The organism is Candidatus Zixiibacteriota bacterium (assembly GCA_022865345.1).
Classification (GTDB): Bacteria; Zixibacteria; MSB-5A5; order MSB-5A5; family RBG-16-43-9; genus RBG-16-43-9.
On the sequence record JALHSU010000212.1, the window covers coordinates 1 to 10,196 of the forward strand.

General features: G+C 43.2%; 8 protein-coding genes. 4 read left to right on the top strand and 4 right to left on the bottom strand.

The features are described from left to right. On the top strand, positions 1 to 695 hold a 695-nt coding region (locus tag MUP17_10490; protein ID MCJ7459407.1), incomplete at its 5' end, for an FG-GAP-like repeat-containing protein. 431 nt (positions 696 to 1,126) lie between these two features. Here MUP17_10490 and MUP17_10495 read toward each other — a convergent pair. Both MUP17_10495 and MUP17_10500 read right to left on the bottom strand, forming a co-directional pair. Beyond that, the gene (locus MUP17_10495) at positions 1,127 to 2,560 is read right to left on the bottom strand and encodes a B12-binding domain-containing radical SAM protein (GenBank protein MCJ7459408.1); all 1,434 of its coding nucleotides are present in this window, start codon (positions 2,558 to 2,560) and stop codon (positions 1,127 to 1,129) included. 130 nt (positions 2,561 to 2,690) lie between these two features. After that, positions 2,691 to 3,098: a hypothetical protein gene (locus MUP17_10500; protein ID MCJ7459409.1), complete on the bottom strand. Its 408-nt coding sequence runs from the start codon at positions 3,096 to 3,098 to the stop codon at positions 2,691 to 2,693. A 1,218-nt stretch (positions 3,099 to 4,316) separates the two neighbouring features. On the opposite strand from MUP17_10500, the gene MUP17_10505 reads away from it, so the two are divergent. Further along, positions 4,317 to 5,570, top strand: a complete 1,254-nt coding sequence (locus MUP17_10505; GenBank protein MCJ7459410.1) for a beta-lactamase family protein — start codon at positions 4,317 to 4,319, stop codon at positions 5,568 to 5,570. 138 nt (positions 5,571 to 5,708) lie between these two features. Here the strand turns inward: MUP17_10505 and galT are convergent, their stop codons facing one another. Continuing rightward, positions 5,709 to 6,743 carry a galactose-1-phosphate uridylyltransferase gene (galT, locus tag MUP17_10510; GenBank protein MCJ7459411.1) on the bottom strand — a complete coding sequence of 345 codons (1,035 nt, stop codon included), beginning with the start codon at positions 6,741 to 6,743 and terminating at the stop codon, positions 5,709 to 5,711. 272 nt (positions 6,744 to 7,015) lie between these two features. On the opposite strand from galT, the gene MUP17_10515 reads away from it, so the two are divergent. Then, positions 7,016 to 8,335 (top strand): tetratricopeptide repeat protein, encoded by a 1,320-nt coding sequence (locus MUP17_10515; protein MCJ7459412.1) that lies wholly within the window; start codon positions 7,016 to 7,018, stop codon positions 8,333 to 8,335. Between the two features lie 229 nt (positions 8,336 to 8,564). After that, positions 8,565 to 9,866, top strand: a complete 1,302-nt coding sequence (locus tag MUP17_10520) for a hypothetical protein (GenBank protein ID MCJ7459413.1) — start codon at positions 8,565 to 8,567, stop codon at positions 9,864 to 9,866. 113 nt (positions 9,867 to 9,979) lie between these two features. Here MUP17_10520 and MUP17_10525 read toward each other — a convergent pair whose 3' ends face one another. Next, the gene (locus MUP17_10525) at positions 9,980 to 10,186 is read right to left on the bottom strand and encodes a cold-shock protein (protein MCJ7459414.1); all 207 of its coding nucleotides are present in this window, start codon (positions 10,184 to 10,186) and stop codon (positions 9,980 to 9,982) included. Between the last annotated feature and the right edge of the window lie 10 nt (positions 10,187 to 10,196).

Below are 10,196 nucleotides of genomic sequence, written 5' to 3' on the forward strand. Positions count from 1 at the left end.
ACGACAACTTCGGCTATTCGGTTTCCGGAGCAGGTGATGTGAACAATGATGGCTATGCTGACCTGATCGTGGGGGCACTCTTGAATAGTGCAGGAGGTAGTTTTGCTGGTCGAGCCTATGTCTATTCAGGTCAGACTGGAGCCCTTCTCTACACTTTCACCGGAGAGGCTGCGGGTGACGAGTTCGGCTGTTCGGTTTCCGGAGCGGGTGATGTGAACAAGGATGGATATGCTGACCTGATTGTGGGAACATTCGCGTATCCGGGAGGCACTTATGCCGGGCGAGCCTATGTCTATTCCGGTCAGACCGGAGCTCTTCTCTACACTTTCACCGGAGCGGCTGCGAACGACCAGTTAGGAGTTTCGGTTTCCGGGGCAGGTGATGTGAACAAGGATGGATATGCTGACCTGATTGTGGGAGCACACGGTAATTCTGCGGGAGGTAGTTTTGCTGGTCGAGCCTATGTCTACTCCTGCCCGGGGTCTTACGTGTGCGGCGATGCGAATGCCGATACAAAAGTTACAGTCTCAGACGTAGTATACCTTGTTAACTATCTATTTAAAGGAGGTCCTGCTCCCAAGTGCGTCCCGTTGGCCCCTTGTGCGGACGCCAATGGGGATGGAAAAATAACAGTCTCTGATGTAGTCTATTTGATAAATTACTTGTTCAAAGGAGGTCCGGCGCCAGCGTGTTGAGCTTACGCAAAGCCAGCCAGGGGTTCAAAATTTTGAACACCCAAAAAAAATCCAATTGACGTGTTAGGTAGCTCGCGTAAACCGACCTACTTTCTACTAAGTTATAAAAAAAGTAGAGACGCATAGCCATGCGTCTCTACAAAAATAACCCAGGTTGATAACAACCAAGGTCTACAGAATTTGACAGTATAAGAACTTTGGTATCTCAAGTCTGCGTCCCTTCAAAAAATCTTTTATGTAAATCATCCGTTATCCACTTAGCCATATCTTTAAACCCTTTTTCCTTGAAATTTTCTGTGTGCTGTCAGGTGGTAACACCTGACAGCACAACTGCACAGGAGTCAGGAGGTAACTCCTGGCTCCACAGGAAATTTAGCCAAAAACGATGCGAAATGAGCGTCTCCTAGCCAGTACAGTGCTGGAATTTGACATTAATCCGGATCACCAGTCGGACTCTTTTGCTTTAGCTTAGAAGAGGTTACTGGAATCCGCCTGAGGTAGTCTCTGATTGGCTTTTTCATTTTTCTGGTCGCGCCCCGACCCCAAACTCGAACGACTAACGTCTCGAAGATGGTTTTGACTCGACGAAGCGGATGCCATGTCTTAATCTTGAAGAACCCTATCGCATTCCAGTAATTATTCGTTATGAAGATCCTCAGGGTTTGCCAGTGATTGTAGAGTCTCGGCATGGCATCTAACATCACGGCCACCTGCAGTTGTCTAGGAGTCATTCTCTCAGGATAAAAAGTGACATGATGCCCGTCATATTTGGACCAGTCGAGATTGAAGATCCGATTACCGTTTTTGAATCGCTCGAACAGCTTTGAGCCGGGAATAGGTACTAATATCAGAAATTGGGTTGTTTCTAATCTCCACTTGATCGAAGCCTGTATATTGGCTTTAACTGTTTCCAGGGTATCCGTATCAAACCCCAGAACCCACATGGCATGAATATCTATTCCGTAACTGTGAATGGTCTTCGTGAACGCCGACATGTCATCGAAGCTGAGTCCCTTGCCTATGGCCTTCAGGCTTTCTGGATTTGTAGATTCATAGCCGATGTAGGCCCTGTCAAATCCAGCGTGCCTCAAGAGCTTCAGCGACTCAGGGTATCTGGCCAGGTCCAACCGGATCTGACCGGAAAGGGAACGCACCAGATGATTGTCAATTATACTTCGGCACAATCGTTCTAATCTTGGCCTATTGGCCCCGAGGTTGTCATCCGCTAAAAAAACAGGTATTCTGCCATATCTACGGTCATAGTATTTGATATCCTCAGCAACCTTTTGCTCCGAGCGAAAACGGTATGCTCTGCCAAACATAGCGACTTCGGAGCAGAAATCACAATCCCATGGACAACCCCGTGACGTAATGAGAGGTATGGCATACGGTTTTTCAAATCCATAAATCAAATCCAGATCTGGCGTAGGCAATGAATCAAGATCGACCTGCTCAGGCACCGAAGTATGATGAATTTTATCCCCCATCCTGAATGAGAGTCCGGGTATGTTCAAGAGTTGATGAGAATCTTTTCCAGATAGCCACCATTGAATGAAGCTGGCAAAAGACTCTTCAGCTTCATGTCTGAATACATAATTCGCACCGTTATCGAGGGCCTCCTCAGGCAAAAACGTGACATGTGGTCCCCCTATCAAGATGGGAGCGTCAGGATTTACTTCCTCTTTGATTTTCTTCATTAACATATAGGCGCGAGGCACCGTCGAAGTGATGGAGGAGATCAATACCATGTCTGCGCGTCCCACGTGTTCCCAAAGGATCGGCGCAATTTCCTCGCAATAGATCTCGCATCTATGACCTGCTTGTTTGGCGATAGTCAACAACTGGGGCAAACCTAGCCGTGGCATATGATTATGACTAAAAATGTGTAGCCCTGGGGCTTTTGGCTCTATACCTACGATAAACATGGCCGAACTCCTTTGATCACAATCTTTTGGAAAGACGGTTCTTCCCTTTGAGCTTAATATAATCGGTTTCTTAAATCCTCTCGCTTTTTTCTTGAAAGTACTGTCGAACTTTCGCCGAAATTTGACGATCAGTCATCTTGTCAATTGTTTCAATACCGACTATGCGTCCATCAAGTCTGGCTCTCTTGAGATGTTTCTTCAGCTCGCCCTTGGCCTCACCCGGACCAAATATTAGAATGGATTCTGCATTACGCATAGACGCGATTACCGCATCGTAGTAAATGTTGAGATGTCCCGTAAACTTTCTCTGGCGGCTATCATCTGCCGGCACTAGTCGTGATTCATGGGGAGTCGTAGAACGTACACCATCAAAACGTCCGGGCTGTTTTTCAACTTTCGATATTATCAGTCTTGTTTCTTCCCCTTTGTCCGTAATAGCCACGATAAGAGCTTTCCTATGGTCAATCCACAAACCCACTTTTGTTCTCGTCTATTTCTCCTTTGTCTATTAGCTTGACTTAACGATGATTATACAGTCTGGATAGTACTGCAAAGACAAGTTGCAATTTTCTGTACAAGACACCTAAGCGATTCAAGAAATAGGTGTACGAATCCCTGATTTTTCTTTCCTACCTATTTCTACAAAATCTCCGCAATTGCTCCCGTCAAAGAACCTGGTTAAGGAATTTATGTGAGAAACGCTCAAAAGCAAGAAAAATCTATTCAGGTCAGAGAATTATTAGCCTTTTTACATCGTTTTAGCAGGTCTTCAAAAGGTGGTCAATTACAAGGAATGGAAAGAAGTTAACCTCAGCCATCTCTTCACTGGCTTTGGTTCTTCAGAATGCTAAAAGAGCAGATCGTAGGTCAGGTTTCTTGCGCATCTGACAAATGAATTTTTTCAGTTTCGGGAACACGGAGCTACTAAGCTACTACTTTATTTAATTGGATTACTTTGATTTGCCAAGAGTTATTTTGGTTTCAGTTATAATATTCAAATATAATATTCAAAGGAAATTCAATCTCCATTGAAGCATAATTGTGATAGAGGCAGGCAGTAACATCCCCCTGAGTGTCCATAGCTATCGTTCCCCCCATAATTTAGCTCTGAGATAGCTAATTATCCCTAACCTAAAACTTTATTTGAAGAACATCATAATTACAGCCCAGAATATAAGTGTGCCAGCCCCTAATGTAAGTATGCCAATTATAACCCACGTAAGAGGTGAAATCCTCTTAGTGTCAGTCTGTTTTTCCATAAGATTCCTCCTCAATTTTGTATGACTCACCAGATTATACGGATAGGACCATCTCGAAGTTACAAAATATTACCTGCTCCTTATGGAATGACTTTCGCAACTGGGTATCTCATATTAAAAAATAATAGTTGTGGGTCAGAAGCCCTGTGCTCCTAACCTACTCTCACTTCACTCAAAGTATTTATCTCTGAGAATAGAAAAAATGGGGAACTCTGTTGCACTGACGGTGTATAACAAAGAGATAGTCGAAAAACCTTTAAGGAAAGGAGAAAACAATGAAAAAATATTTTACAGCATCAATATCGTTGCTAGCAATTTTGGTTTTTGCTTGTATTGTTTATGCTGGTGATGAAACAACGGTTCGCTTTCCTGAGACCGAGGCAGGAAAACGGGTTGAATCGTATTTCAGCGCATTCAACAGCAACAATGAGAATGACATGCGAACATATCTGGAGCAGAACATCGTTCCCAGTACCCTTAAAGAGCGTCCCATCGAACAGCGCATGGCTATGTATCGGCAGATTAAGAGCGACCTGGCAACATTAGAGCCGGTAAAAATCATAAAGGAGAGCACGGATGCGATCAAGCTTGTTGCCCGCTCTGCCAATGAGTCGTGGCTTGAGCTTACCTTCGAGTTCGAAAAGAGTGTTCCTTATAAGCTCCTGGGCATAAGGATCATGCGTCTGGATGAGCCACCTGATCTTAACGCTCCGACGACCCCGATGACCGAAACGGAGATGCTGAAGGAGCTCAATGTTTTTATGAATGGGATATCAGTTAAGGACGAGTTCTCTGGAGTGGTTATGCTCGCCAAAGGAGATAAGCCGATCTTCCGGAAAGCTTATGGTTTGGCGAGCAAAGAATACAACATTCCTAACCGTGTGGATACGCGCTTTAACTTGGGTTCAATCAATAAATTCCTGACTCGCATCGCGATTGAACAGCTTGAGGGAAAAGGTAAACTCAGATTGGATGACCCGTTCAGCAAATATCTTCCGGACTATCCCAATAAAGAAGCGGCTGAGAAGATAACCATACGACATCTGTTGGACATGACCTCCGGGATAGGAGATTTCTTTGGCGAGAAGTATCAGTTCACTCCAAAGGACCGCATCAGGACCTTGTCTGACTATCTGTCGCTTTTTGGGGATAAACCTCTTTTGTTCGAGCCAGGAACAAATCGACAATACTCCAATGGCGGGTACATAGTCCTCGGGCTAATCATTGAAAAGGTGGGTGGACAGACCTATTTCGATTATGTCCGTGATAATATCTATAAGATTGCAGATATGGAGAACACGACCCACCTCGAGGCTGACGTGCCTGCGGAGAATGTGGCCAGCGGTTATACCAATAACCGGGATGAAAACGACCACCCCGGTGAGCCGAGACGCAATAACATCTACACCCGTCCTGCACGTGGAAGCTCTGCGGGAGGCGGGTATTCAACGGTGGACGATCTGCTGAAACTGGTGGTAGCACTCAAGACAAACAAGCTTTTGGCACCCAAGACTTCGGAGGAAATCAACGGAGCTGGCATCGCCATTGCCGGCGGAGCTCCCGGAATCAATGCCATGGTGGAAACCAATCCCGAAACCGAATACACGATTATTGTTCTTTCGAATTACGACCCGCCAGCAGCACAAAAGGTTGCACGCAAGATCGACTCGTTCCTTGTACGCTTGAAATAACCTCGCAGGTAAGATGCTTTGGTTCCAGACTGGTTATTCTGAACACCTGACAGAAAAGTAGGTCAGGAGCCTTGGGGGCTCCTGACCTACTACTACTACTACTTCATATCATGAGGATAATTGGTCTGAAAAGCTGCTTTACACTGCAACAGTCCGGTTCTTGGGAATTTCAATCTTCCTCAGATGTTCTGCTGCATCCTCAGGAGGGACCGTGTTAATGTAAATACTTGTTCCCATTTCAAACCCTGCCGGTGTGGTCAGCCGTGGCACTATCTCCAAATGCCAATGAAAATTATCCAGCTCATCAGAATCACAAGTACCGGTTAATAACGTGTAATTGTAGGGGGGATCGGAAAGACAAAGGTAAAGGCGTAACATTGTCTCCTTCAGGATCTGTGCAAACTCAGTCACTTCAAATCTGGACATCCTGGCAAAACAGGACCTGTGATTCCTGGGAATGATCCAGGTTTCAAAAGGCGAGCGGGAGGCAAACGGAGCACAGGCAATAAAACCTCCATTTTCTGCAATCAAACGCTCCCCGGCCGCTATCTCATGATCTGCTATGTGGCAGTAAACGCATTTACCTCTATATTCTTTGTACTGCTCCACTCCTTTTATCTTGGACCACACCTTCTGTGGAATAACCGGGGTAGCCACGATCTGGGAATGAGAATGAATCAGGGAGCACCCGGCTTCCTCCCCATGGTTTTTAAAGACCAGGATGTATTTTAGGCGCGGGTCTTCTCTTAGAGAATTATAACGATCACAATAAGCCCAGATGATCTCTTCGACTTCCTTTTCCTCCATAGTTGGTATGGTCTTTCCATGATTTGGAGTTTCAATAACGACCTCATGCGCACCTATTCCGTTCATAACGTCATAAATACCTATGTCGTTTCGATTAAGCTCCCCTGCCCTATCCAGGGCAGCAAATTTATTAGGAATAACCCTTACCCGCCAGCCGCGTGAATTTGGTTCTATTCCGCGTTCACGATAAGCCAGCAGCTCCGGAGGAGTGAGCGATTCATTTCCATAACAAAAAGGACAATGAGCATCATGTTCCTGGACCTGATGAATTATTGCCCCTTTCCTAAAATCTGAAGGTCTTTTTGCTCTTTCTTTAGCTAAAACTACCCATTCCCTCGTTACTATATCTTTTCTTAACTCTGGCATATTGATACCCTCTTCAGTAAGTTCACAACCCTTTTTGAATAAATCGGCTTACAATAGCCATCTCTTCACTGGCTTTGGCTCTTCAGAATGCTAAAAGAGTAGATCGTAGGTCAGGTGCCTTACGCACCTGACAAAGGAATAGGGTCAGAAGCACGGGGCTCCTGACCTACTACTGATGTTCAGAAAGTTGATAACTGAAAATTGCTTGACAAGCAAAGTCTGACTTGTTTATTAGTATTGTTACTAATAGTGCTAATTCATGAGTATCGGCTATGGCAGAACAATGCAGAGCTGTTACTGATAAAGGTAAGCAGTGCAAGAGAAGGGCTTTACCAATTGAACATTATTGTAAAATGCACCTTTACCTTAAATTCGGAGGAGAACACATGCCAGCCCCGTTTTTCAAGAAGCCATTATTTATTATGACAATTGTTTTAGGTCTAATTGCTCTCACTGTTGCCGTTTACTCCAGTTATGAGGGCGCTGCAAAAAAAGACCTAACTCACACGGTAGGTGCTGAATTCCAAAAAAGAATCGAAGAACATGGCTTTGTAGCTCCAAGGACTTATGAGGAAATCATAAGAACAATTGGTAAATCCTGCAGTGAAGTGGGTGAGGCAGTCTGCAATAAGATAAAAAGCGCTACAGAGGATTTGCAAAATGGAAAATATGTTGAAGCAGAGCAGTCATATAAGGTATTGACAGAGCTTCTCCCCGACGTAGCTGAATTACATTTTAACTTGGCTTCTTGTTACTATTATCAGGGAAAAATGGAAGAAGGGCTGAAGGAATTACAGAATGCTGTTAGGATTACACCTAATGCTTCGTCGATTCGTAATAATTTAGGGGTCATTTTGCACGGATTAAATAGGTATGCTGAGGCAGAAAAGGAATATAGAGAGGCAATAAAAATAAATCCGAATGATGCTGACACACACCATAATCTGGGGATTTTGCTGAGAGCTTTAAATAGGTATGCTGAGGCAGAAAAGGAATACAGAGAGGCAATAAGAATAAACCCCAATCTTGACGAGGCACACTCCAATCTGGGAGTTTTGCTCAGAGTTCTATATAGGTATGATGAGGCAGAAAAGGAATTCAGAGAGGCAATAAAAATAAATCCTAATTATGCCGACGCACACTCCAATCTGGGGGTTTTGCTCGTCGACCTGAAGAGGTATGCTGAGGCAGAAAAGGAATACAGGGAGGCAATAAGAATGAACTCCAATCTTGCTGAGGCACACTTCAATCTGGGGGTCTTGCTCGTCGACCTGAAGAGGTATGCTGAGGCAGAAAAGGGATACAGGGAGGCAATAAGAATAAATCCCAATTATGCTAAGGCACACCTAAATCTGGGGGTCTTGCTCGTCAATTTGAAAAGGTATTCTGAGGCAGAAGAGGAGTTCAGGGAGGCAATAAGGACAAAGCCCAATTATGCTGAGGCACAAGCTAATTTAGGGCTGTTGTATAAATCCATAAATAAGAGGTCTGAGGCAAAAAAGGAGCTTTTGATTGCCAGAGACCTTTTTGAGAAACAGAACAGAGCCGACGACGTGAAAAAGATAGACGAGATGCTAAATGATTTGAAATAAATCCATCAACTCTGTCATCAGATTGTGGGTTACGGGACGATGGTAGAATCTGTTTTTTGGACTAATGCGGTTTCCACACCACGCCGTTTACGGTATATTTGCTCTACCGGACAAAACGGAACTTGAAAATTAGACAATTATCATATATATTTGTGCCGAGCGACGTTAACATGTTTTTATCTGGGAAGGTGCTAATTTTAAATATAGTCATTTTTTCTAAAGAATTCCTATGCCTTTTGTCTACGGGAAAATATATCCTGAGGTTGAATCAGCCGGTTTATTGAATCATAGATTTAAAATCTTAATCGAATTAAGAGAAGACCAAGATTTTATGAATTTTCTCCCATTCATTCGAGAGCTTTGCACTCTCGAGGTTTATTTAAACGATATTGTAGACTCTCCAGCTTATCTAGAATTATTTATACCTCCGATTTTAAATTCTGGATACTTAACCATTTGCAAGGAGTTAGGGTTAACACCGGTCATATTAGGCAAAGACGTACCGGATTATAAGGAAAAGGTTAAGTTAATGGCTGAATTTGTTGACGCTGATTTGGTTGTCACTGAAAAGAAGGAAGTCATGGATTTTTTGAATAAAGAGAGGGAGAGGTATTTTTTTGTGGAAAATCGTGATGGAGCTAAGAAGAGTATAGAGGTTTTTGTAAAAGGGCATGAGGTTCCTTGGTCATTTTCTGATCCATGTTGGAATATGCCGTGGCAGGGATTCCATATATTCGGCGATAAATTTGGGAGGAAAGCTTATGAAATGTATGGAACCATATTCAAAGAAGTTGGCTTAGATAAGCATACAATTGAAATGGTTAGATCTTTACTATTGAATAGAGTGTCACATATTTTATATACCAGAGACAAATTACTTTTTTATGTTCAACAACGTAACTATGCAAAAAGGCATAATTGGAAAAGACAAGATTTTAAGTTTGAGTCATCTTACTACTTGTGCTACTACTATCTTCTACTCTGGGGTGGTATAGACCAATTGTCACGCATATTAAATAATGCACTTAATTTAGGAGTCAGACGGTTTTACCAAATAAGTATTGCCAGTAAGGATTTTGTTTCCAAAATTATTTCTGTTGATGAGAATTTAGGTAATTTATTTAAAGAAGAGAGGTTCCTGCAATGGATTAAACAACTCAGACTGAACAGACATTTCACTGCTCATCAGGGGAGCATAATCTTGTCTCCGCTTGTCGAAGCACCTGAATCCGAGCCTTCAGATGAGGTACTTGAAAAAGAGGCGGTAGCTACACGTAGTTGGTCTTTTTTCAAGGCAGTTTTGCCTTCTGAAATGTTTGAACATTATAGAGCTTTGCTCAAACAGAATATAAGAATTTCGAAATATAAGGTATTACATGATGATGTTATGGTAGTGCAGGATGGCGAAAAGAAGTTTATATTCAAACCTCTTATTAATATTGAATGGGATTTTAGCAATTTTGAACTTATAACCTTGAGCACTCTTCAGGCTCTATACGAAGTACTAAAGAAGAAGCAAGTGAAACAATAGATGCACATATTTCATATACTTTTTTTGTTCTGTCAGGTAGTCCCACCTGGCAGCACAACTGCATAAAAAAACCCCGCTTTTTCAAGCGGGGTTCGTCAATGCGGCTAAATCATTTACTGCAATTTAACTACATTTATTGCCTGGGGTCCTTTGGGACCCTCTGTGGTATCGAAACTAACTCCGTCTCCTTCATTCAGACTCTTGTAGCCCTGTGCCTCAATGGCTGAATAATGGACGAAAACGTCTTTACTCCCATCATTAGGCTGGATGAAACCGAAACCTTTAGCCTCGTTAAACCACTTCACTTTACCTTCTGCCAATACTTCTCAC

Coding starts and splice junctions, on each gene's coding strand:
- MUP17_10495 (MCJ7459408.1), bottom strand. CDS start 2,560: ATGCCACGGCTAGGTTTGCCCCAGTTGTTGACTATCGCCAAACAAGCA.
- MUP17_10505 (MCJ7459410.1), top strand. CDS start 4,317: ATGCGAACATATCTGGAGCAGAACATCGTTCCCAGTACCCTTAAAGAG.
- galT (MCJ7459411.1), bottom strand. CDS start 6,743: ATGCCAGAGTTAAGAAAAGATATAGTAACGAGGGAATGGGTAGTTTTA.
- MUP17_10515 (MCJ7459412.1), top strand. CDS start 7,016: ATGGCAGAACAATGCAGAGCTGTTACTGATAAAGGTAAGCAGTGCAAG.
- MUP17_10520 (MCJ7459413.1), top strand. CDS start 8,565: ATGCCTTTTGTCTACGGGAAAATATATCCTGAGGTTGAATCAGCCGGT.